Consider the following 24,464-nt stretch of genomic DNA (forward strand, 5'->3'; position numbering starts at 1 on the left):
TATATGCAAAAAATTCTTTCTGAACAAACATTACAATAAGTTTATCAACTTCATCGTAATTAAACTTGAAATAATGACGACAATCCATGTTACTAGCCCAAGCATTACCGGTTTCATACCTGCTTGTTTAAATTGTTTAAAATCAACACTTAGTCCAATGCCGGCCATTGCCATTGTAATTAAAAATAATGAAATTTGTTGGAATACATGTATCACTGTAAGTGAAAAATTAAAAACAGTACTGATTAAAGATGCTACGATAAACCATACAATAAACCATGGAAATATTTTAGCGATAGATGTATCAGTTTGTTTCGCTTTTTCTTTGCGTATCGTTCTATATGTAAAAAAGAGTACTACTGGTATAATCATCAACGTACGCGTTAACTTTACAACTGCGCCTGTTTCTAAGGCCGTATTGCCATAGTTTGAAGTTGCGGCAATCACACTTGAAGTATCATTAATAGCTGTACCTCCAAAATATCCAAATGCAGTTTGCCCCATATTTAATACGTGACCTAATGGTGGAAATATAAATACTGCTATTAAATTGAACAAAAATATCGTAGAAATAGCGAATGCTACTTCACTTTCTTTCGCTTTAATTACTGGACTTGTTGCGGCAATTGCTGACCCACCACATATAGCTGTTCCAACCCCTATTAATATACTTAGATGTTCATTAATTTTAAATAACTTCATTAACAAGAACACAGTTATAAAGGCAACAAGTAAAGTAATGATAATGATTGGTAAAGATTTCCATCCAATTGCTCCAATAGATTGAAAACTCAATGTAAACCCAAGCACGATAATACTGTAATGCAAAATCTTTTTGCTACTATACTTAATACCAGCTTCATATTTTTTTGGAATTAAAATTATATTATTGATAATAATTCCTATAATAATAGCAAAAATTGCACCGCCAATGACTGGAAATTCACTTCCTAATATTGTTGCAACCATTGCAATTACCAAGGTCATCATGATACCTCGCACATTGTGCACACTTACCACCTCCTAATTTAGTTCCATTTTAGCATATTTCTTTTGACATAAAACTGGAAAAACAAATATTATATTTTATAATGTTTATTTAAATATTTTCAGCTAAATTCCCACAGCTACAAAAACAACTAATCATAAGATGCTTCTTAAAATATATTTCAAAATAATTTTAAAATGTTTATACTTTTCATAAAATCAAAAAAAGTATCTTCTACAATAATGTAAAGATACTGAACTTACTGGTTATTGACCTACTGCAAACGCAGCCATAATCGGCATGATATTAATCATAACCCCGCCAAGCTTTAATAATCCGCTTATCTCTTTATTAGGAATCGTAATCAATGCTGAAATTATCCCAATTGCCCCTATAATTACCGGAAATGTCATAGAAGGAAAAATTGGTAATTTTAAAAATATGCCTGCACCTGCTAACATTCCACAAACTAATGAGATATACAAAAATTTATACATTTCAAAACACTCCATTTTTTCTATAAGTAGCTTACTATTAGTTCGTAGTCTCCTTCAAATATCGTATCTAAGTCGTCTGAAGTTAGAATAAAGTTTTGTCCGTGATTTAAATCATAGACTTCACCATCAATAATCACTTGTCCTTCACCTTTGAGTACTGATACGAGAACAAACTCTCTTGGTTTCATATAATTTAGTGTGCCTGAAATTTGCCATTTCACTATTGTGAAAAAATCGTTAGATACGAGTTGTGTACGTTTGTGATTTTCTATGATTTCAGTATCTGTAGAAATGTTTATGTTTTCATTGGCTATTTCAATGACATCTTTAGCTTTTCCTTGGTCAAGTTCGCGTTTATTACCTGAGTCATGTTCACGATCGAAATCATACACGCGATACGTGACATCTGATGATTGCATCGTTTCATACACAAGAATACCCGCACCTATGGAATGGATTGTACCTGCAGGAATAAAATAAAATTCTCCTGGTTTAACTTTAACTTTATTAAATAAACCATTATACGCTTCGTCATTTAATTTATCTATGGCCAGCTCTTTCGTCTCTGCAGAAAGTCCATAGATAATTTCTGAATCTTCTTTAGCGTCGATGATGTACCAACACTCAGACTTTCCATATTGACCATTCTCTTTTTCATAAGCATATGCATCATCTGGATGAACATGTACTGACAATGCTTCTTTAGCATCGACAATTTTAGTCATTAACGGGAATTCCTTACTTGGAAAATCACCAAACAATTCTCTGTGGTTATTCCATACTTGGTCTAAAGTCTGACCTTGGTAGGGTCCATTTAATATCTCACATTTGCCATTTGGGTGCGCTGATATCCCCCATGCTTCTCCAATACGATCGCTTGGTAGATCATATCCTAATTCTTTTAATCTATTGCCACCCCATATTTTTTCATGGAAAATTGGTTTTAAAAATAATGGCATGAATCACACCTCCAAATTCTTAAGTTGCTTCATTTAAATTTTAAGTCTTTCTATATAAAATACTTTCAACGGAAATTTTTATGTATAGTTTTGTATTTTTTAATTGAACTATAAAGATTGTATCATATAACGATGCGCGTTATAAACGACTAATTCAGCGTTCAACGATACTAAAATCACTTGTTATTATATCAAGTTTTTATAAAGCGTAATAGATTATTTTATTTGACTCAATTACATTTTCAGTCATATTAATGAACACTTATAGTATTGTTGTAAATTTTTTACAAAAATACTTGCCATAATATACCTAAAAATATTATAATTACTATAGAGTTACGGAAACGGACTCTATCTGTTTTACATATAAGGTTATTAAAAGATTGTTATGATGTACTTGAAAAAGCTGATTACTTTTTCAAAAATATAAAATTTGCGATAAAGTCCAAACTACGGAAGTTTGGGCTTTTATTATTGCTCAACAACCTAGAGTGAAAAACATGTGCTATAAACGTAATTAATAATAAAAGCACCATTTCATTTTTTAAATTGAAATTGGCGCTTTTTCAATAAGACTGAAACATAAATACATGTCTCAGCCACATTGTTATATTGGCAGTAGCTGACTAAATTGAAAATATGCCTATATTAAAGCATTTAAAAAATTTCAATTCTTGTATTCTTATCTATAGTCATCTTTGCCGACCTAAACTGACACAACAAAAGCTGGTTAAAAAATTAAATTTCTGTCCCACTCTCAGATACTTATCAAATATTATTGCTCTTTAAAATTAGCTAAAATTGTTTCTTTAACTTCAAATAAGTGAGATTCCATGGCTTTGACTGCGTTGGTAGCATTTTGTTCTACGATTGCATTATAAATAATTACATGTTCTTCATGTAATTTATTCATTGTTTTTTGTTTGCTATAAATAAATATCTTCCTTGTTTCTTCCATTGAATCTTGCATTAATTCAGAAATGTTATTTAGTAGCTCAACTAGCAATGAATTTTTTGTTGCCTTTGCAATCGAAAGATGAAATTGTAAATCTGCTTTTTCACCAGATGTGCCATCCGTTACCGCTTCACCCATTTCATCCAATGCTTTTTTTAAACTTACTAAATCTGCTTCATTGCGATGTATGGCGGCTTTTTCTACCGTAGCGCTTTCTACGATTTCTCTTAACTCTAAAAGTTCTGTAATTTGATCTAACGACGTGAACTTATCACCTAATTCAAAAAAGGTAGGTTCTATTTGCTTAATAAATGTGCCATATCCTTGTTTCATTTCTATAATGCCAATCGTTCTTAAAGCATTTAACGCCTCTCTCACTGATGCAACACTTACACCATACTGTTGACCAAGTTTTTGTATAGAAGGTAGCTTATCACCCACTTGATACTCCCCTGATTTTATACTCTCTAAAATAATGTCAGCGATTTGTTCATAGATTTTCGTGTTTGAAATTTTCATAATTACCTCCAAACGATATCTATTATTGTATCAAATTTTTGCTATATATTTATATTATAAGCTATATATTTCAAATAAAAAAAGAACCAATTTACACTTTTATGTAAATTGGTCTTCTAAAACCCGTACTATTTTTGATAATTATTTATTAAAATTTGATAAAGCTTTTGAAATTTCTTCATCGCCACTAACTATTTGGAACTCAGTATTTAAGTAGTCATCTGAAGTCAAAACTTCTGTTAATACTGACGCTACATCTTCACGAGGAATTGATCCTCTACCTTCAAAGAATGCACCTACTTCAATTTTATTCGTAGTCGCATCATCTAATAAACCGCCTGGATGCACAATTGTATAACCTACATCTGCTTTTTTAAGATATTCGTCCGCATAGTGCTTCGCAATTGTATATGGTTTTAAACCTCCACTTGCTTCGAACGACTCTCTTCTAGAATCATAAGTTGAAACCATCACATATTGTTTTACGTTGTTGGCTTCACTTGCTTTAATTGATTTAATTGCACCATCTAAATCCACACTGATTGTTTTATCTGCACCTGTGTTACCACCGGATCCAACAGAAAAGACAACTTTGTCAAATCCTTTAACCTTTTCAGTCAATGTTTTGATATCATCCGTTTCTACATCTATTAAAGTTGCATCTATGCCTTTATCTTTTAACGCGTCTGCTTGTTCTTGCTTTCTCACAGCGGCTGTAAAGCTTTCACCACGTTCTTTTAATTGATTTACTAGATGTTGGCCAACGCCACCATTTGCTCCAATTACTAATATACTCATAAATTATTGCCTCCTTAAAGGTAGTTGCTACTTAAAAGTTTACCACTTCTGTAGGATTTTAAAACTAAAGCGATTTATACTTTGACAATAACGCCTCCTTATATTAATATATGAATAAATGTTCATATATTAATATAAGGAGGCGTTACATAATGAATGAATCCTTAGATTCTCAAACAATTGATAACGTGACTGAAATTTTCAAAGCATTAAGTGAAGGCAATCGTTTACGTATTATGCACTTATTATCGCATGGCGAAAATAGTGTCGGTCATATTGCTCACAAATTAGAAATGAGCCAATCTAATGTTTCTCATCAATTGCGTGTACTGAAGCAAGCGCATTTAGTGAAAGCAAATCGTGATGGTCAATCTATGATATACGCCATAGATGATACGCATGTTACTACCCTATTAAAACAAGCGATACATCACGCAACACATCAATAGTAAGGAAAGGTGGCGTTTGACATGTCTGAATCTGAACACCATGGACACAATCATGCACATGGTCATGTACACACAAATAACAAAAAAATATTACTTATTAGTTTTCTAATTATTGGAATCTTTATGATTGTTGAGATTATTGGCGGCTTTGTTTCTAATAGTTTGGCATTACTCTCCGATGGTCTACACATGTTTAGTGATACGATTTCTTTAGGTGTAGCGCTTCTTGCATTTATTTATGCTGAAAGACACGCTAATCGTCATAAAACATTTGGTTATAAAAGATTTGAAATATTGGTTGCGTTATTTAATGGAGTCACATTATTCGTTATAGGAATTATTATTATTGTTGAAGCTATTGGTCGTTTCTTTAATCCACAAGAAGTTCAATCCACAGAAATGTTTATAATTAGTGTTACTGGACTAATAGTGAATCTTATAGTCGCTTATTTAATGTTTAAGGGCGGAGACACATCGCATAATATTAATATGCGTGGCGCATTTCTCCATGTACTCGGAGATTTATTAGGGTCAGTTGGTGCAATTATAGTCGCTGTACTTATATGGAGTTTCAACCTAACAATCGCAGATCCTATTGCAAGTATCATTGTATCTGTACTGATTATTAGAAGTAGTCGGGGCATCACAAAGTCTTCTCTCAATATCTTGATGGAAGGTACGCCAAGTGATGTTAATCTGAATCAAGTCTTTTCTATGATTACGAAAGAAGAACAAATTAAAAATATCCACGATTGTCATATTTGGACAATTTCAAACGAAATGAATGCTTTAAGTTGTCATGCTGTAGTGCCAAATACGATGACTATTGAAGAAGGCGAAGTGCTCTTAAACAGATTAGAACATAAATTAGAACACTTAAATATTCAACATATGACCATACAACTAGAAACAACTGATCATCTGCATGATAATAATATTTTATGTTCTGCAATTTATTCAAAACAAACAACTGATCATTCACACTCACATTAAATTTTCATATTAAATAATATTTAAAAAAAGTGATTTTCCAAATACGATTGGAAAATCACTTTTTTATTTATGAAACCTTATATTTTTTAATAGACCGTTGATAATTTAAATGAACTTATCAAAAATTAAATCTTTTGTTGGTACTTGCTTTTCACTAAATCCTCTTATAAATTCTTCATTATCATATGGAACTTTAACACGTTCACATGAGCATTCATTTTCATCAATCGTTATAATACCATAAACTGCATAAGGGCCATTATTAAGTCCTACAGAACCAGGGTTAAAGTACACAGTAGATTTGTCGTCATAAAAATGTACTGTATGATTATGTCCAAAAACAATTAAATCAGCATCCTTGTCTTCAAATAATGCTTTAACGTTTTCTTCACTCGGCTCAACAATTGGACTATAAGGTTGCCCATCAATAGGTGTATTTAATTTCTCATTGGCGATTTCGTAATGAATAAACAACACTTTTTTATTATTAAAAGTCTTCTCAATTACGCGTGGTAATTCATCCAATTTCTCATAATAGTCTTCATCTAAATGACTTTCAATCCATTGATGATGCTCATAGAATTTATCCTTTAAGTCTTCTGGATAAGGAGTATCATTTACGATCGACATAACCGCTTCATCATGATTACCTGCAATGACTTCCATATCATCTCTATCGAAAATTTCATCAAGCACTTTATTTGTTTCATGCCCAACTCCGATATTATCGCCTAGATTAAATATTTTATTGATTCCTTCTCTTCTATCAATATCATCCAAAACGGTTTCTAATGCATCAAAATTTCCATGTACATCAGTAATAATTGCAAATTTCATGATGATATCTCCTTTCAACTTTTTCTCATTAGGATATTCTAACATTTTATAGCCAATTTGTTACCTATTAATTTTAAAATCTTCATTTTTTTGATATCGTATTGTTATCACTAAAAAGGAGTGCTTAAAATTTGTTTAAATATCATAAACTAGCTTTGCAAAATGTAAAACCCCAAAATGCTAAAACAATACTGTTTTCAATTGTAAGTTTTATCATATTATTTGCTTTAACAATTTTATCGTTTATACCCGTTCAACCCGCAATTTATAAATTCGCAATGTCGATGGCAATGCAACAACCAATTGGTGGTTCAATATTTATGTTGATACTAACAATTCTGATTCCACTGTTGATTTTTGTATTCATTGGTTACCCTTTAATAGCTGGAACTATATACACTATAGACAAAGCATTAAATAAAGACAAGGTTAAATTAAAAGATTTATTCTCTGTCTTTAAAAAAGGTAAATATCTTAAAAGTTTAAAATTAGCTTTATTCACTTTATTATTTATTCTAATTTTATTCGCGCTCAATTTACTCATATCTCAAGTGCTTAATTTAGGAATTATGCAATTATTCCAAGCACTACAAGGTCCATTAAGTAGTTCTGATCATGCACTTGGTCTTTCACTAACATTCCAAATTATTGCGGCAACAATCACTGTCTTTATTCAATCATTTATTTACTGGTTCTTTGCTATTGTAATTATTAACTTTACTGTAGCATTTGTTAAAGATCCTAGTGTTGGTGCTTGGGCAGCTGTTAAACGTGGATTCAAGGGCGTTAAAAATGGTAAGAAAACATGGTTTAAATTCTACCTTGGTATATTACTATTAAACTTAATCGTAATTATCCTTGCTAACCCTGTGAGTCAATTAATTTCAATTTCAACAGGTGGTATTTCCCAAACTATCGCAATGATTTTAATTTACATTGTATCTATTATCGTAATTATCGTAAGATTAGCCGTTTACTATATGAATATTTTAGCGATTATTCAATATTATAACCGCAATGGTGAAGATATAGATAAAGCTGAAATTAAAAAAGATAAAAAGAACTCTAAAAAACAATCAAACAACGATTCAAAAATAGAAAACAGTGTAAATAATACTACTGAAAAAACGAAGTCTAATCTAAGTGATAAAAGTAATAATATTCAAGAAAATGCAAAAGATAACTTAAACGATAAAAGTAATAATATTCAAGATACTACAAAAGATAAAACTTCAGATTTAAAAGATCAAATTAACAAAACAGATAAATAATATATTTCACAAACACGAATTGCCAATGTAGCATTTTAAATGTCTACATTGGCAATTTTTATATTTCGATACATTCATACCGCTTATTTATCCGCAGAGTTTTAAACCCCTATTATGTGCGCTCTATCTATATCATGTATTATAAAGTTCTTGAACATATTAAAAAACTGATAGATAACCTTTTTCAGGAAAACCTATCTGTTTTATATTAATTATTTTATGAAATGTTCTTTTAAATATGCTTGCCGCACCATTTTCTTCATTTGTTAAAGATGTTACATCTTTTGCTAAAGCCTGAATTTCAGGTCTCGCATTTCTCATAGCAACAGTATAATGTCCAAATTCAAACATCGCTCTATCATTATCACTATCACCAATAACTAAAGTTTCTTCCTGATTAATACCAAAGTGTTCGATCATTTCTTTAATGCCTGTACCTTTGTCTGTATTAAATGCCATAGTCTCTGCATTAAAGCGTGATGAATTTGATACACTGATTTGTAATGCTGTTTTATCCTCGATTAATTGGTTACGGAAATTAGTAATTTTCTCATAATCAGGTGAGAATAAATAAATTTTTGAAAATGACGTATCAGGAATAGCATCTTCCCAATCTACTTTGCCTTTTAGAGACTCTCTTCTAGAAGTCCATTCACTTTCTCCTACTTTGCCTGGTGGTGTTGTTGGTTCAAATAATGCCTTCGCCCATGATTCGTCTTCTTTAAGCACGACACGGTCACTACCAAATGGGAAGATTTCATAATATATAGCTTCTTGTTTTGCACGTTTAATAACTTCACTTACTGTATTATATGAAAGACCATGTTTAAAAATAGTCTCTTTTTCCACTACACCTAACGTTCCATTCGAACTTATAATGCCATCTACTTCAAAAGTTTCGGGCACCAAATAATGAATTTCGTCATGTGCTCTACCAGTTGCTAAAAACACTTTATAACCAAGGTTTCGTAATTGTTGAATCACTTCAGTTGTTTCCGTATCTACTCGGTTATCTTTATGTAAAATCGTACCATCCATATCTAAAAATATTGCTCTCACATTATCCATTAAAATAATCCTCCATCACATGTTATCGTATTAAATTATGGCATTATATTTCCTTTTCCGCAACGCGTTATCGTTTTAAAAATAGTGAGTAGCGGTGGTTTTGATACACCACACTCACATCTCTATTGAAAAAATCACTTAAAGTGTCACTGTTCAATACAGACTGTAGTTCTCCTTGCTTATAACATGTACCATCTTTTAATAAAAAACCGCGTTGAATATTTTGTGTGATTTCTTCAACAAAATGTGTAACATAAATCACCGCAAGTTTTGGATTTTGTTTATATAATTTATCAAGTGCACTGAGCAAATCTTCGCGTGCTATAAAGTCTAATCCTGAAGCCGGTTCGTCTAAAATCAGTAATTTAGGATCGCCCATTAATGCTCTAGCAATCAATACTTTTTGTCTTTCACCCGTTGATAAATAACCATAATATTGATTTTCAAATTGACGCATGCCCATTTGCTCTAAATATCGCTTAGCCATTTCAATATGAGTCGGTTTCACTTCTTTATAAACGCCTATTGATTTAAAAATACCGCTGATGACTACATCTAATACAATTTCACCATCTTGAAATCGATTCATTAAACTGCTTGAAACAAACCCGATTTGATCACGTACATTATCTGCAGAATAACCTTTGTTCCCTGGTTGCATACCAAACAATGATAGCGTCCCTGATGTATGTGGTTCATAAGCATTTAAGATGTTTAGTAATGTTGTTTTACCTGCGCCATTTAAACCGTATAACATCCATTTTTCACCTTCGTTTATTTGCCAACTCACATTTTCAATTATTTCTTTCCCTTGCTTTCTTCTTGCAACGTTTTTCAACTCAACAAGCATGAAATCACCCCTATTCTATTTACTTCAACTGATTTTTAAAACACTTATTTAAATCACTTTATGATTGAGAGACTCTAAATATTTTTTCAATAGTTTTGCCTTTAGCAAGTTCATCAATCATTTTATCTAAATATCTAATTTCTTTCATAACTGACGGCTCCATATTTTCAATTCTATCACCACATATGACACCTGTAATTTTAGTTCTATTAGGATTTAACTCTGGTGCTTGTAAAATAAATGTTTCATAATCCGTACCGTCAACAACAAGTTTATCTATTTGTGCTTGCGTATATCCTGTCATCCAACGAATAACTTCATCTGCTTCAGCTTTAGTTCTTGCTTTCTTTTCAACTTTTTTAATCAGATGCGGATATACAGAGCCGAAAGCCATCGTATATATTTTCGGTTTCGTCATTTTAAAAATCCTCTCTTAGTTTCTCTTAACAATTTTTATAATAATATTAGCATAATAGAACAATTTATAATTTGAAAATAATATGAATACTATATACCTTTCAAAATCAAAAATAAAAGGCAGGTTTGCAAAAGCAACCAGCCTTTTATGAAAGTAATGCCTATACAGCAACAAACTTTTCTTTAATCGTCACTATAATATCAGTATAGAATTAAACTTATATCATTTATTTAATATTTCACTAAAACAATGAAATACTATTCACCTACGACCCCATCATTATCTCGATCGTCCATATGTGCATATAACCAATGATCACTATTTATTGGCATACTGAACCCTGCAGCTTCTGCCTCTGCTATTGTCACTTGTCCATTACCATCAGAATCAACGTCCGCAACTGCTCCTTCATCCCCCGTTGAAGTTGCCGGCTCGGACTCAGGTTCCTTATTACCAGTTAACCCAAGTGACTCATTTAATTCATCAGGGTTCACATTATCAAATGAATCTGTTACTTCGTTTCCATTTATAGTATAAGTATATTGATAGCTAGAAGGGATTTGTGTTTCGGTATCGGGATAAGTAATATTAGCTTCAAAATTAGTAGCTCCACCCGCTTCTCGGATAGTCTTTTCGAGATAAGCTTGATCACCATGTCGGTTTAGCGTACTATCTTGTGGAGTAATATTATAAGCATTCGACACGCCACCAAGTGAGTCAGCAATAATGTGTCCTTCGTCTAAGTCATCACTTTCAACACCAGGTACCTTCGCCTCATCAGCATAATATCTACCAGAGGATAACACATCCTCTGTCTCATCATCTTGTATTTTAATTTCATCTGCGATAACTCGTGTCAATTGCCCGTATTCGTTAGTGAACGCCCAATATTTTCGATTGCCATAACCGATATCTACAACGACATTCGCGTCACGATTGCCAGACAAATCACCACCATCGACTTCAATTTTTTTGTAGCCTGGAAACGTATCATCACTAGCTTCAGTTGTCGTTTCACCTTCTACTTGAGGTTCTTCTGATTTGTTTTCATTCTTTACCTTAGTAGTTGTTTCTTCTTTTTCACTTTTTAAATCTGTGACTACCTTAGCATCTGTCTCTTTATCGGCAGAAGATGTATTTTCTACGTTGGCACAACCAACAATAAAAACAGACATTAAAAGTAAGACTAAATATTTTATTTTTTTCATTTTAGTTCGCTCCTATTATGTTAGTTGTTAATCATTCAAAACCCTCAAAATTATAATCTCGAACGTTGTAGTACTTACAACTTTTTATGTATTTTTGTATGATATTATTTATTTCCTATTATACAGGAATAACATTACATTTGTTTTAGTTATGCTACAATTGTTTATAATTATTTTATGCCTAATTCTTTTGAAAAAAATCAATATATTTCACTAAGTTTACTACATAATAAAAAGGCTGAATCACTAATAGATTCAGCCTTTTGTTATATAAACAAAGATTTATAATTTGATTTTTATTTATTCTACTGTAACTGATTTTGCTAAGTTACGTGGTTTGTCTACGTCTAAATCTCTGTGTAATGATGCGTAATAAGAAATGAGTTGCATTGTTACTACAGAAACTAATGGTGTTAACAGTTCATATACTTTTGGAATAACGTAAGTATCGCCGTCTTTGTTTAAACCATCCATTGAAATAATACATGGGTTTGCACCACGTGCTGCAACTTCTTTCACATTACCGCGAATAGATAAATTAACTTTTTCTTGTGTTGCTAATGCAATCACAGGTGTGCCTTCTTCAATTAACGCAATCGTACCATGTTTTAGTTCTCCACCGACAAATCCTTCTGCTTGGATATATGAAATTTCTTTAAGTTTTAAAGCACCTTCTAGACTCACATTATAGTCTACTGTACGACCGATAAAGAATGCATTACGCGTAGTTCTTAAGAAATCTGTTGCAATTTGTTCCATAACATCTGCGTCATCTACAATCGCTTCGATTGCAGTTGTTACTTTAGCTAATTCACGTAATAAACTTACATCTACTTCTTTACCACGTTCTCTGGCTACGATTTTTGCAAAAATAGAAAGTACTGCAATTTGCGCTGTGTATGCTTTTGTTGAAGCAACAGCTATTTCCGGACCTGCATGTAATAGTAATGTATGGTTAGATTCACGTGATAACGTTGATCCTGCAACATTCGTAACTGTTAACGATTTGTGACCTAATCTGTTCATTTCAACTAATACAGCACGACTGTCTGCTGTTTCACCTGATTGTGAAATATAAATAAATAATGGTTTTTCAGAAAGTAATGGCGTGTTATACACAAATTCTGAAGAAACATGAACTTCAGTAGGAACACCAGCCCATTTTTCAATAAATTCTTTACCTACTAAACCTGCATGATAACTTGTACCTGCGAGCAATAATATAAATACGATCCGCTGCTGCAACATCTTTGATGATGTCTTCATCCATTTTCAAGTTACCTTCTTCATCTTGGTATTCTTGAATAATACGACGCATTACTGCTGGTTGTTCATGAATTTCTTTTAGCATGTAGTGGTCATAAACACCTTTTTCAGTATCAGCTGCATCAATTTGTGCCGTATAAGCTTCTCTTTCTTGAATAGTGCCATCTTGATTTTTAATAATAACTTCATCACGTTTAACGATTACAATTTCATGATCGTGAATTTCTTTATATTGGTTCGTAACTTGTAACATAGCCATTGCATCAGATGCAATCACATTGAAGTCATCGCCTACGCCAATTAATAATGGTGATTTGTTTTTAGCTACATAAATTTTATCTTTATCTTCACTATCGATTAAGCCAAGTGCATAAGAACCTTCTAATAAAGAAACTACTTTTGTAAATGCGGCTTCAGTAGCAAGTCCTGTATTTGAGAAATATTCTACTAATTGCACAATCACTTCTGTATCTGTTTCTGAGATAAACGAAACATCTTTTAAGTATACGTTTTTAAGTTCTTCATAATTTTCAATTACACCGTTATGCACAAGTGTAAAGCGTTCTGATGTTGATTGATGCGGATGTGAGTTTTCATGATTCGGCACACCATGTGTCGCCCAACGTGTATGTCCGATACCTACATTACCGTCTGTATCATCACTATCTGCAACTTTTCTAAGCTCAGCAATACGTCCTTTAGATTTAAATACTGAATTACCTTTGTCATTCACTACTGCAACACCGGCAGAGTCATAACCTCTGTATTCTAATTTTTCTAAACCTTTTAATAACAATTCTTTGGCATTATCATGCCCAATATATCCAACAATTCCACACATTTAATTTTCCTCCAATGTAATGGCGATGGGCAACGAACGTTCGGCGTGTACGAACCTGTTCAATTGCGTATATGCCATCATAGACGGACTGGTGTCTTTGTTTATTTAAAAGCGAATCCATGTCTAAGATAGGCATATTAGTCCCATACACCTTATAATATTATTTTTATTTTGTTTTTGGCTATCTTATTAACTTTGTGCACTAGGTCGCCCTAATGTTTTCCTTAATAAGTTCACGAATGAGCCACATCCGGGATAGCATCCGCCGATGGTTCGATAACTATCCTCCTCGTCTACAAGTACTGATATCATGTCTATTAAGATTTCTGTTATAAACCTTAAATAATTAACATTTCATCACTTCACTTGCACAGGCGCTATAATTGAACTAAACGATTTAACTGTCCTCCTTTCCCTCAATAATTCTTATTGTACAATGTAAACAATGCTGATTGCAAATCATTTATTAACATTATTTTTACAACCACTTAAAAAATTATTTATATGTTGTTACACTACGTATTTCACTTTATTTTTCATATTAGATAACTGTCGTAAAGTTGTCAAAAACTCTATGACAAAATTGAAATTACTTTAAGTTGTTTATTAATGTGAACAGCCATACAATGAACTTATAAATAAAAAGAGAAAAAGAGGTGCAATTTATGTCACAAACAGAGACTAAAGAAAACAAAGGTATTGGGCGCAAAGTCCAAGCATTTGGGTCGTTTCTTAGTAGTATGATCATGCCAAACATTGGCGCATTTATCGCATGGGGTTTTATCGGCGCTATTTTCATTGATGGTGGTTGGTGGCCAAATAAAGATTTAAGTGAATTATCTGGACCAATGATTTCATACTTGATTCCATTACTTATTGCTTATAGTGGTGGACGTTTAATTCATGAAATGCGTGGCGGTATTATTGTCGCTGTAGCAACAATGGGGGTTATCGTTGCTTTACCGGATACACCAATGTTACTTGGTGCAATGATTATGGGACCTCTCGTTGGTTGGTTAATGAAAAAAACTGACGAATTTATTCAACCGAGAACACCACAAGGCTTTGAAATGTTATTCAATAACTTCTCTGCTGGTATTTTAGGTTTTATAATGACTATCCTAGGTTTCAAACTTTTAGCACCAATTATGGAATTCATTATGTACATCCTTTCATTAGCAGTTGAAACATTAGTACATGCACATTTACTTCCATTAGTGAGTATTATAGTAGAACCTGCAAAAATCGTATTCTTAAATAATGCAATCAACCACGGCGTGTTTACGCCACTTGGTGCCGATCAGGCAGCTTCTGCTTGGTCAATCCATTTTATATACAATTGAATCTAACCCTGGACCTGGTTTAGGTATTTTAGTTGCTTATATGATTTTTGGTACTGGAACTGCAAGAGCAACATCTTACGGTGCTTGGTATTATCCACTTCTTAGGTGGTATTCATGAAATTTACTTCCCTTACGTATTAATGCGTCCGTTACTATTCGTAGCTGTAATTTTAGGTGGTATGACAGGCGTTGCTACTTATTCACTATTTGACTTTGGATTCAAGAGCCCAGCCTCACCCGGCTCCTTTATTGTCTATGTTCTGAACGCACCTAAAGGCGAATTTTTACACATGCTTATCGGTGTAGTACTCGCGACCTTAGTTTCATTCATCGTTGCTGCCATCATCTTGAAATTCACAAAAGAACCTGATGAAGATTTAGAAGTCGCGACAGAAAAAATGGAATCTACTAAAGGTAAAAAATCAAGTGTATCTTCTAAACTAACAGGGAATAAAGATAATAATACTGTTGGAACGACTGGCTCTGGTGCTGCAGACTACATCTGCAGATACTGAAAGCGGTGAAGCACAATCTGAAGAAGACTTATTAGATAATTATGATACAGAAAATGTACATGCGCATGATTATAGTAAAGTAAACCATGCTATATTCGCTTGTGATGCTTGGTATGGGTTCAAGTGCTATGGGTGCAAGTATGTTACGTAATAAATTTAAAAAAGCAGGTATCCAAGATGTGGATGTTTCAAATACCGCAATCAATCAATTACCTGAGGATGCACAACTTGTTATTACACAGAAAAAACTTACTGATAGAGCAATTAAACAAGCACCTAATGCAATTCATATTTCAGTAGACAATTTCTTAAATTCACCTAGATATGATGAATTACTTGAAAATCTTAAACAAGACGAAAATTAATTAAAACTATATAGAATAATACTGGAGGGTATGACTATGTTTTTGAGTACACGTGAAAAAGAAATTATCGAAATGTTAATTAAGTATCACGGTCAATATGTCACGATTTATGACATAGCTCAACATCTAGCTGTATCCTCTCGTACTATTCATAGAGAGTTAAAATCAATTGAGTCATTTATAAATACTTTTAATATTAACTTAGAACGTGTAACTAAAAAAGGCATACAACTGGATGCAGATGAGCATGCAGTGACCTCACTGAAAAATGTACTGTCACAACAAAATACAATTGATTTATCTCAAGAAGAACAAAAAGTTATTATTTTATATGCTTTGATTCAAGCTAAAGAACCTATCAAGCAATATGGCTTAGCACATGAAATTGGTGTATCTACACAGACGTTAACCAAACTTTTGGATGAATTAGACATCGAGCTTGACCAATATCAATTAAAATTACAGAAAAAACGCGGTGAAGGTATTCATTTAAATGGTGCTTGAATCAAAAAAACGTGAATTATTAAGTCAACTTATGGTCAATAATTTAAATAGTACGAGTGTCTATTCAGTGATTGAAAATCATTTTGTCTACCAATCCATTAACCAATCTCAACTGGCAATGGTAGATATGGATAAGATTTTCCAAGTAGAGCGTATACTTATGGATCATTTAGATCAACTCCCCTATTCATTGACTGAATCTAGTTATCTCACATTGACTGTGCATATCGTATTAAGCATCGATCGTATGCTCAATGGTGAATACGTTGCGCTAAATAATGATATCTATAATAATGTTAAAGATTCATTTGAACATAAAGTAGCTAGCTGCACTCGCCTTACATTTAGAACACATTTATGGCGTGCAGTTTAATCAAGCAGAAGTAACCTTTATTACAATCCATTTACGCGGTGCGAAACGTAAGGAATCCGTAGAAGTGTTTAAAGATAATAAGGACGAAGCTCGTATAGATCAACTTATTCACTCTGTTGCTAAATATTCACAACAAGACTTTAAAGATTGGGATACACTGAGTGAAGGTTTGAAATTGCATCTTATCCCCGCAATTAATCGATTGAACGCAAACATTGAGACATATAATCCATTAACAGAAATGATTAAACATAAATACCCTAGACTTTTTGAAAGTGTACATCGAGGTTTATCACATATTTGGCCAGATTTTAATTTTCCAGATAGTGAAATTGCATTTATTGTGTTGCACTTTGGTGGCGCTATTCAAAATCAAGGAAGTCCATTTTATAGCGTCTTAGTTGTTTGTAGTAGTGGTATTGGCACAAGTCGCACTGCTCGCTACACGATTACAGCAAACATTCAGTGAGATTCAAAAAACGACACAAGCTTCTGTTGGAGATTTAAATGAATTAGATCCAACACAATTTGATGCGATTATCACGACGGTAGATTTGGACATTACAACACCTTATATCACTGTAAATCCACTACTGCCTGATTCAGATATTAATCATGTTGTCGCATTTCTAAACATGCAAAAAGACGTACAACCAAGCGACACATTAGATTATACACATCAAAATATACCAGACCCTGAAGCTAAACTATCTTATATCAGAAAAGGTTTAGAACTTATTGATTCAGTATATATTGACTATATAAGCGTTTCTAATTGGACCACCTATTTAACCGAAACATTATTATCACATCAAATTATTACAGATGGTCAGTCATTCGGCGAACTCATTAAGCATCATATGGATACTCAAGGATTTGTCTTGGAACCATATCCGATAGCTATACCTCATTTAAAGAATGAAATAATTCAACAACCTTTTATCTTAATTACGATTTTAAATGAGCCTATCACACTAAAGAGTAATCAAAATGACGATCTATCAGTAAATTATTTATTAAATATGTTTGTACCGCATGATGATACGATGTCACAACTTGTCAGTGACATATCAGGAAAAATGGTTGAACATTTAGACAATATTGATGAATTTATGCAACATCCAGAACAATTGTTAGATATTTTAAAGCAGAGTTATCTTATACAATTACAAAATCTATTAAACTTGGAGTGAAGAAAATGAGCGAATTATTCAGTAACGAAAACATTTTTATTAACCAATCAATGAAAGACCAAAACGAAGCAATCGAAAAAGCGGGACAAGCCTTAGTTTCAAGTGGTGCCGTGACAGAAGCCTATATTCAAGCAATGAAAGACCGTGAACAAGTCGTTACGACTTTCATGGGTAATGGCTTAGCAATTCCACATGGTACTGACGAAGCTAAAGCAAGTGTCTTAAAATCAGGTTTGACATTAATTCAAATTCCTGAAGGTGTCGATTGGGATGGCGAAGAAGTTAAAGTCGTGGTCGGAATTGCGGGTAAAGATGGTGAACATTTAGACTTACTTTCTAAAATTGCCATTACGTTTAGTGAAGAAGAAAATGTGGAGCGTATTGTTAAAGCTTCATCTGCAGAAGAAATTAAACAAGTCTTTGAGGAGGCTGATGCATAATGAAAGCATTACACTTTGGTGCGGGTAACATAGGTAGAGGTTTTATCGGTTACATCTTAGCAGATAATGACGTTAAAGTAACATTTGCAGATGTGAACGCTGATATTATCAATGCTTTAGATGAAAAACAAGAGTATGATGTCATTTTAGCTGATGAAGCTCATACAACAACACGCGTGCATAACGTTGATGCAATTGATTCAGGTTCCCTTTCCGAAAGTTTGAAAGAAGCAGTATTAGAAGCAGACTTAATTACAACTGCTGTTGGCGTTAATATCTTACCAATTATTGCTAAATCATTTGCGCCCTATTTAAAAGAAAAAGAAACACCTGTAAATATTGTGGCCTGCGAAAATGCTATTATGGCTACGAACACTTTGAAAAAAGCGATTCTAGATATAACTGGTCCTTTAGACGACCATATCCATTTTGCTAATTCAGCAGTTGATAGAATCGTACCAATGCAAAAGAATGAAAATATTTTAGATGTCGTAGTTGAACCATTTTATGAGTGGGTTATCGAAAAAGATGCATGGTTCGGTCCAGAATTAAATCACATTAAATATGTAGATAACTTAACACCATATATTGAAAGAAAACTGCTAACTGTAAATACTGGTCATGCTTACTTAGCTTACGCAAGTCGATACTTTAATCAACCTACAGTATTAGATGCTATTAACGATGAGCATATTAAACATGATTTAGATAAAGTTCTTAAAGAAACAAGCCAGTATATTACAAGTCAATTTGATTTCACAGAAAATGAACAAGCACAGTACGTTGAAAAAATTATTGGACGTTTTAAAAATCCTAACTTATCGGACGAAGTTACACGTGTCGGTCGTGGCACAATTCGTAAAATAGGGCCTCAAGATCGTATCATTAAACCATTAAATTATTTATATCAAAATAATTTAGCCCATGACGGTTTAGTTAAAGCAATTGCATTGTTGTTAAAATATGATGACACAAACGATCCAGAAACAGTAGAGAAAAATGATTATATTAAAGCACACGGTGTTGAATCATTCTTAAAAGATTATGCTAAAATCGATGATCAATTAACTACAGAAATTATTCAAGCATACAACGTACTTTAATATTTTGAAATTGCTGTAAAATAGTAACAAAAAAAGCTTGGAACAAGGGTTTTAACACTTGTTCCAAGCTTTTTTATTTTAATCAAAATTGGAATTTGTTTATTCGTCTAATCCCATTTTATCTTGTACAACATCTGCAATTGTTTGCGCGAAACGTTGTGCATCTTCATCAGTTGAAGCTTCAACCATTACACGAACAAGTGGTTCTGTACCTGAAGGTCTTACTAATATACGGCCTTCGCCATTCATTTCTACTTCAACTCTTGTCATTACTTCTTGAACATCAATATTTTCTTCTACACGATATTTATCTGTAACACGTACATTGACTAATGATTGAGGATATTTTTTCATTTGGCCCGCAAGTTGACTTAAACTCTTACCAGTCATTTTAATAATACTTGCCAATTGTACACCTGTTAATAAGCCGTCACCTGTCGTATTATAATCCATAAGCACGATATGACCAGACTGTTCGCCACCTAAATTATAATTGCCTCTTCTCATTTCTTCAACAACATAGCGGTCTCCAACTTTAGTTTTGTTTGATTGAATACCTTCATTTTCTAAAGCTTTATAAAAACCTAAATTACTCATCACTGTTGAAACAATCATGTTGTTGTTAAGTTCACGATTTTTAGACATCGCTTGCCCGATAATAAACATAATCTGATCACCATCAACGATTTCTCCATTTTCATCAATAGCGATAAGTCTATCTCCATCACCATCAAAAGCAAGTCCAAAGTCACATTCAGATTCTACAACTTCCTTAGCTAAAGTTTCAGGATGTGTTGAACCAACCTCTTTATTTATATTATAACCATCTGGATTACATCCAACTGTCACAGTATCTGCTTCTAAATCTCCGAATAAAAATGGTGCTAATGATGAAGTAGAGCCATTCGCTCCATCTAAGCCAATTTTCATACCGTCAAGATTTACATCTACTGTTGATTTTAAATAACTGATATATTTTTGACTACCTTCAAAATAGTCAGAGTAATGAACGATATCTTCTCCAATTGGTCGAGGTAAGTCGGGATTTTCTTGATCTAAAAGTGTTTCTATTTCTTGTTCTTGATCGTCTGACAATTTAAAACCATCTGAACCGAAGAATTTGATACCATTATCTGGAACTGGATTATGAGAAGCAGAAATCATAACACCTAAATCAGCTTCCATTGCACGAGTTAAATAAGCAACTCCTGGCGTTGATATAACACCTAAACGCATTACCTCTGCACCAATTGAAATAAGTCCTGCAATTAAAGCAGATTCTAACATTTCTCCAGAAACACGCGTATCTCTACCAACGAGTACTTTAGGGTGCTTTTCCCCTTCATTATGTGCTAATACGTAACCACCGTAGCGTCCTAATTTAAATGCAAGTTCAGGGGTAAGTTCTTTATTCGCTACGCCCCTTACGCCGTCTGTTCCAAAATATTTTGCCATTATATATATCTCCTTTATTTTAAAAAAATCTATTTGACTGTAATTGTTGCAGTTGTATCTTTAGGACTTACTTTAGTAACCTTATCAGGCACTTCAAACGTAATATCTTTTTCAGTAGAACCTGCCACATTATCCAAATCAATATTGGCTGTAATTTCATCAATATCTTCTAGATCTTCTTTATTACCATAAATTTCAACTTCCTCATTATCTAATTCGATATTATCTACTTCACGACCATTTGATAATGAGCCTACTGCTTTAGTTTTTACTTTCACTTTTTTACTATAGTCTTCTACTTTCACACTTAGATTGACTTCATTTGGTTGAACCATCACATCAATTTTATTTAAGTTTCTATCAAATGCAGTAATTTGTGCAACATCTGTTGTGTCTTTAGAAATTTTACTTTTGTTTTTATATGTTGCTTTTAAATAAGCAATTTTATCAATTTGATTTTTACCGCCAGTCACTTTAACAGTTTCTGGTGACACGCTCTGTTCACTTACTTTATATTCCGGATCCAAATCATTATTACTTACATCTGGTTCTACTTTTAATGTTTTACTTACTTTCTCTTCCAGATTTATTGTTGTTTCTTTCGGTTTCACATTATAATCAATATCTTTATTTAACCCATTCACTTGGAATTGTGTAGTATGCTTACCTGCTTTTTCTTCACTCAAGTCTAATACGGCCTTGATACTTTCACCATTTTCAGCCTTCAGTACTTGTGATTGTGGTCCAGATATTTCTACATCTACTTTATTTGGAACTTCACTCGCATACAATGATGTGTTGTCATACTTCACTTGAACAGGTACATCTTCAATTGTTTCTGAAGATTTCTGTCCTAAGTTATCAGCATTAAAAATATTACCAAACATATTATTAACTGATAAGAAAAATACTAACGCTAATACAAGTGCGATTAACCTTAATCCCCACTTACTTTCTAGCATATTATTTCACACCTTTCTTGTTAAAGTGTGTGCCAAACCAATGTTCAGCCAATAATTCTTCAAAAGCTTCGTTAGAAATATCTTTTCTTAATTTACCATCAAATGTAACAGAAATTGATCCTGTTTCTTCAGACACAATAACTGTAAAAGCATCGGATACTTCAGAAATACCAACTGCCGCTCTATGTCTTGTACCTAGGCTTTTAGCAATCTTGGCACTATCTGATAATGGTAAATAACTCGCGACACTTGCAATTTTATTTTCTTGTATAATCATCGCGCCATCATGTAAAGGTGTATTAGGCACGAATACGTTTGTTAAAAGTTCTTGTGATATTTCCGAGTTCATGGCAATACCAGTTTCGATATAATCTTGTAATCCTGTTTCATTTTCAAAAACAATCAATGCACCAATACGTCGTTTTGCCATATACTGCACTGCTTTGGATACAGAAGATATAAGTTTTCCTTCATCACTATTTAAATTAGTTGAATAGCGTTTAAATAGACTTCCACGACCAAGTTGTTCTAATGCGCGTCTAATTTCTGGTTGGAATATTACGATTAAAGCTAACACACCCCATTGAATAACTAAATCAAACAATTTGGCTGTGGCTGTTAAATTTAACATTTTACTCACTTGTTGACCAATAACTATTACGACAATTCCTTTTAATAGTTGAATGGCTTTGGTACCTTTAAAAACTGTAATGAGAAGATAAAGTACATACCATACTATGAGCAAATCGAGTACACTTGCAATTATTTTTACTGTACTCCAGTCATCAAAAAAGTTGGATAAATCCATAACATCTCCTCCGGTTATCTGTTCCCATGTTATATATTATACCAATCATAAAGCCAACTGTCATATTTAGTATTTAATTTTATAATAAAAATTAAAAAAACTGATATGGATTATATCCATATCAGTTTCATTACTAATTATAGAAGCGTTTCTCCAAAGAAACTACCTACTAAACCAACCGCTTGTTTAGCTGTATCATTGGTGTGATCTATTAATGGGTTAACTTCAACTATATCCATAGAAGTCACACACTTCGAGTTATGTAATAACTCTAATGCAAAATGACTTTCTCTATATGTCAAACCACCTAAGACTCTAGTGCCTGTTCCTGGCGTTTCAACAGGATCCAACGCGTCAACATCTAATGATAAATGTATACCATCTGTTTTAGGTTCTAGATATTCTATCGTTTCATCTATAACTTGGTTAATACCATATCTATCAACTTCCGCCATGGTATAAGTTTTAATATTATTTTCTTTTATGTAACGGCGTTCGCCATCGTCTAAATCTCTCATCCCTATAAGAACGATGTTTTCTGGTTTCACTTTAGGTGTATAATTTGAAATATTAACTAAGCGCTCATCCCCATCTCCGGCAAGTACACGTAATGGCATACCATGTATATTACCTGATGGTGATTCTTCGGGTACATTTAAATCTCCATGTGCGTCGTACCAAATAACGCCTAAGTTATCATAGTGTTTACTTACGCCAGATATTGAACCTATAGCAATTGAATGATCTCCTCCAAGAATTAATGGAAAATTATTTTTTTCAATACTATTTGAAACTGCTTCACTTAAGTTGTTAGAAACAGTAATAATTTCGTCTAAATTTCGTAAGCCCTCTTGCTCTGAATTAAACTTATCTAAATCAATTGCTGGTACTTCAATATTACCAGAATCTACAACGGATAAGCCTATCGCTCTAATACGATCAACAATGCCTGCGTATCGTATAGCATCTGGACCAAAGTTAACCCCTAATTTCCTTTGTCCATATGTTGATGGTGCTCCAATTATTTCTATTTTTTTATTCATGTTAAAAACCCCTTTGTTTTCATCTGTTACTAGAATAATCGAAAGCGCTTTATGTTTCAAGTTAATGTAATATCATCATTTTTTTATAAAATCATCATTTTACATATAAAACCAGTATAATGATTTATAATTCATAAAAAGGCCTTATATTGCCTTTTACATACTATTCTAATCATAAAAATGTATAGGATTTTTTTCACTTTTTTTATTATATTATCATTTAAAGATTTTCAGAAGTTTTAATTTTCAGCACAAAAAAAGCATTTCTCTTATGAGAAATGCTATAGAGTGAGCCATAGTGGGCTCGAACCACTGACCCTCTGATTAAAAGTCAGATGCTCTACCAACTGAGCTAATGGCTCTAAATGGTCGGGCTAGTTGGATTCGAACCAACGAGTGACGGAGTCAAAGTCCGTTGCCTTACCGCTTGGCTATAGCCCATT

At 32.9% G+C, this 24,464-nt stretch carries 19 protein-coding genes, 2 tRNA genes and 3 pseudogenes; 7 read left to right on the forward strand and 17 right to left on the reverse strand.

Annotated elements, in window-relative coordinates; all coding sequences use genetic code 11:
- Window positions 1-30: 30 nt before the first annotated feature.
- The 5 genes from ABLV90_RS14400 to ABLV90_RS14420 form a co-directional block, all read right to left on the reverse strand.
- Entirely contained in the window at window positions 31-1,011 is a 981-nt protein-coding gene (locus tag ABLV90_RS14400) for a YeiH family protein (protein WP_460872812.1), read from the reverse strand.
- 243 nt (window positions 1,012-1,254) lie between these two features.
- On the reverse strand, window positions 1,255-1,485 hold the full coding sequence (locus tag ABLV90_RS14405) for a hypothetical protein (RefSeq protein WP_427706798.1): 231 nt from the start codon (window positions 1,483-1,485) through the stop codon (window positions 1,255-1,257).
- Window positions 1,486-1,505: 20 nt separating this feature from the next.
- A complete protein-coding gene (locus tag ABLV90_RS14410; protein ID WP_427706796.1) occupies window positions 1,506-2,444 on the reverse strand; it encodes a type I phosphomannose isomerase catalytic subunit in 939 nt (312 codons plus the stop codon).
- A gap of 775 nt (window positions 2,445-3,219) precedes the next feature.
- Window positions 3,220-3,918 (reverse strand): FadR/GntR family transcriptional regulator, encoded by a 699-nt coding sequence (locus ABLV90_RS14415; protein ID WP_460872813.1) that lies wholly within the window; start codon window positions 3,916-3,918, stop codon window positions 3,220-3,222.
- A gap of 141 nt (window positions 3,919-4,059) precedes the next feature.
- Window positions 4,060-4,716, reverse strand: coding sequence for an NAD(P)-binding oxidoreductase (locus ABLV90_RS14420; protein WP_460872814.1), 657 nt, complete (start codon window positions 4,714-4,716; stop codon window positions 4,060-4,062).
- 152 nt (window positions 4,717-4,868) lie between these two features.
- On the opposite strand from ABLV90_RS14420, the gene ABLV90_RS14425 reads away from it, so the two are divergent.
- Both ABLV90_RS14425 and czrB read left to right on the forward strand, forming a co-directional pair.
- A complete protein-coding gene (locus ABLV90_RS14425; protein ID WP_046466171.1) occupies window positions 4,869-5,165 on the forward strand; it encodes an ArsR/SmtB family transcription factor in 297 nt (98 codons plus the stop codon).
- Window positions 5,166-5,186: 21 nt separating this feature from the next.
- Window positions 5,187-6,158, forward strand: a complete 972-nt coding sequence (gene czrB, locus ABLV90_RS14430; protein ID WP_460872815.1) for a CDF family zinc efflux transporter CzrB — start codon at window positions 5,187-5,189, stop codon at window positions 6,156-6,158.
- Window positions 6,159-6,263: 105 nt separating this feature from the next.
- Here the strand turns inward: czrB and ABLV90_RS14435 are convergent, their stop codons facing one another.
- Complete coding sequence (locus ABLV90_RS14435; RefSeq protein ID WP_460872816.1) at window positions 6,264-6,995, reverse strand: metallophosphoesterase family protein; 732 nt, start codon at window positions 6,993-6,995, stop codon at window positions 6,264-6,266.
- Window positions 6,996-7,126: 131 nt separating this feature from the next.
- Between ABLV90_RS14435 and ABLV90_RS14440 the strand changes: the two genes are divergently transcribed.
- Entirely contained in the window at window positions 7,127-8,266 is a 1,140-nt protein-coding gene (locus ABLV90_RS14440) for a hypothetical protein (protein ID WP_427706790.1), read from the forward strand.
- A gap of 159 nt (window positions 8,267-8,425) precedes the next feature.
- Here ABLV90_RS14440 and ABLV90_RS14445 read toward each other — a convergent pair whose 3' ends face one another.
- From ABLV90_RS14445 to glmS, 5 genes and pseudogenes are all read right to left on the reverse strand, one after another.
- Window positions 8,426-9,334 carry an HAD family hydrolase gene (locus ABLV90_RS14445; protein ID WP_460872817.1) on the reverse strand — a complete coding sequence of 303 codons (909 nt, stop codon included), beginning with the start codon at window positions 9,332-9,334 and terminating at the stop codon, window positions 8,426-8,428.
- Between the two features lie 67 nt (window positions 9,335-9,401).
- Window positions 9,402-10,184, reverse strand: coding sequence for an ABC transporter ATP-binding protein (locus tag ABLV90_RS14450; RefSeq protein ID WP_285324263.1), 783 nt, complete (start codon window positions 10,182-10,184; stop codon window positions 9,402-9,404).
- A gap of 58 nt (window positions 10,185-10,242) precedes the next feature.
- Entirely contained in the window at window positions 10,243-10,602 is a 360-nt protein-coding gene (locus ABLV90_RS14455; RefSeq protein ID WP_427706786.1) for a DUF2200 domain-containing protein, read from the reverse strand.
- A gap of 257 nt (window positions 10,603-10,859) precedes the next feature.
- Entirely contained in the window at window positions 10,860-11,810 is a 951-nt protein-coding gene (locus ABLV90_RS14460) for a DNA/RNA non-specific endonuclease (RefSeq protein ID WP_427706784.1), read from the reverse strand.
- Between the two features lie 300 nt (window positions 11,811-12,110).
- Window positions 12,111-13,917 (reverse strand): annotated as a pseudogene (gene glmS / locus ABLV90_RS14465) (glutamine--fructose-6-phosphate transaminase (isomerizing)).
- 665 nt (window positions 13,918-14,582) lie between these two features.
- Between glmS and ABLV90_RS14470 the strand changes: the two are divergent.
- The 4 genes and pseudogenes from ABLV90_RS14470 (at window position 14,583) to ABLV90_RS14485 (ending at window position 19,753) form a co-directional block, all read left to right on the forward strand.
- A pseudogene (locus ABLV90_RS14470) lies at window positions 14,583-16,140 on the forward strand (PTS mannitol transporter subunit IICB).
- Window positions 16,141-16,176: 36 nt separating this feature from the next.
- Window positions 16,177-18,210 (forward strand): annotated as a pseudogene (locus tag ABLV90_RS14475) (BglG family transcription antiterminator).
- A gap of 5 nt (window positions 18,211-18,215) precedes the next feature.
- Window positions 18,216-18,650 carry a PTS sugar transporter subunit IIA gene (locus ABLV90_RS14480; RefSeq protein ID WP_046466182.1) on the forward strand — a complete coding sequence of 145 codons (435 nt, stop codon included), beginning with the start codon at window positions 18,216-18,218 and terminating at the stop codon, window positions 18,648-18,650.
- Window positions 18,650-19,753: a mannitol-1-phosphate 5-dehydrogenase gene (locus ABLV90_RS14485; protein ID WP_460872818.1), complete on the forward strand. Its 1,104-nt coding sequence runs from the start codon at window positions 18,650-18,652 to the stop codon at window positions 19,751-19,753. The genes ABLV90_RS14480 and ABLV90_RS14485 overlap by 1 nt, the downstream gene beginning before the upstream one ends.
- Window positions 19,754-19,852: 99 nt before the next feature.
- Here ABLV90_RS14485 and glmM read toward each other — a convergent pair whose 3' ends face one another.
- From glmM to ABLV90_RS14515, 6 genes are all read right to left on the reverse strand, one after another.
- Window positions 19,853-21,208 (reverse strand): phosphoglucosamine mutase, encoded by a 1,356-nt coding sequence (glmM, locus tag ABLV90_RS14490; protein ID WP_427706774.1) that lies wholly within the window; start codon window positions 21,206-21,208, stop codon window positions 19,853-19,855.
- A gap of 29 nt (window positions 21,209-21,237) precedes the next feature.
- Entirely contained in the window at window positions 21,238-22,170 is a 933-nt protein-coding gene (locus ABLV90_RS14495) for a CdaR family protein (RefSeq protein ID WP_427706772.1), read from the reverse strand.
- A gap of 1 nt (window position 22,171) precedes the next feature.
- Entirely contained in the window at window positions 22,172-22,978 is an 807-nt protein-coding gene (cdaA, locus tag ABLV90_RS14500; RefSeq protein WP_460872819.1) for a diadenylate cyclase CdaA, read from the reverse strand.
- Between the two features lie 137 nt (window positions 22,979-23,115).
- Window positions 23,116-24,021 (reverse strand): arginase, encoded by a 906-nt coding sequence (gene rocF, locus ABLV90_RS14505; protein WP_046466187.1) that lies wholly within the window; start codon window positions 24,019-24,021, stop codon window positions 23,116-23,118.
- Between the two features lie 289 nt (window positions 24,022-24,310).
- Window positions 24,311-24,383, reverse strand: a tRNA-Lys gene (locus ABLV90_RS14510).
- A gap of 4 nt (window positions 24,384-24,387) precedes the next feature.
- Window positions 24,388-24,462, reverse strand: a tRNA-Gln gene (locus tag ABLV90_RS14515).
- Between the last annotated feature and the right edge of the window lie 2 nt (window positions 24,463-24,464).

Source organism: Staphylococcus sp. 2S1 (genome assembly GCF_046721335.1).
GTDB classification, from domain to species: Bacteria; Bacillota; Bacilli; order Staphylococcales; family Staphylococcaceae; genus Staphylococcus; species Staphylococcus equorum_A.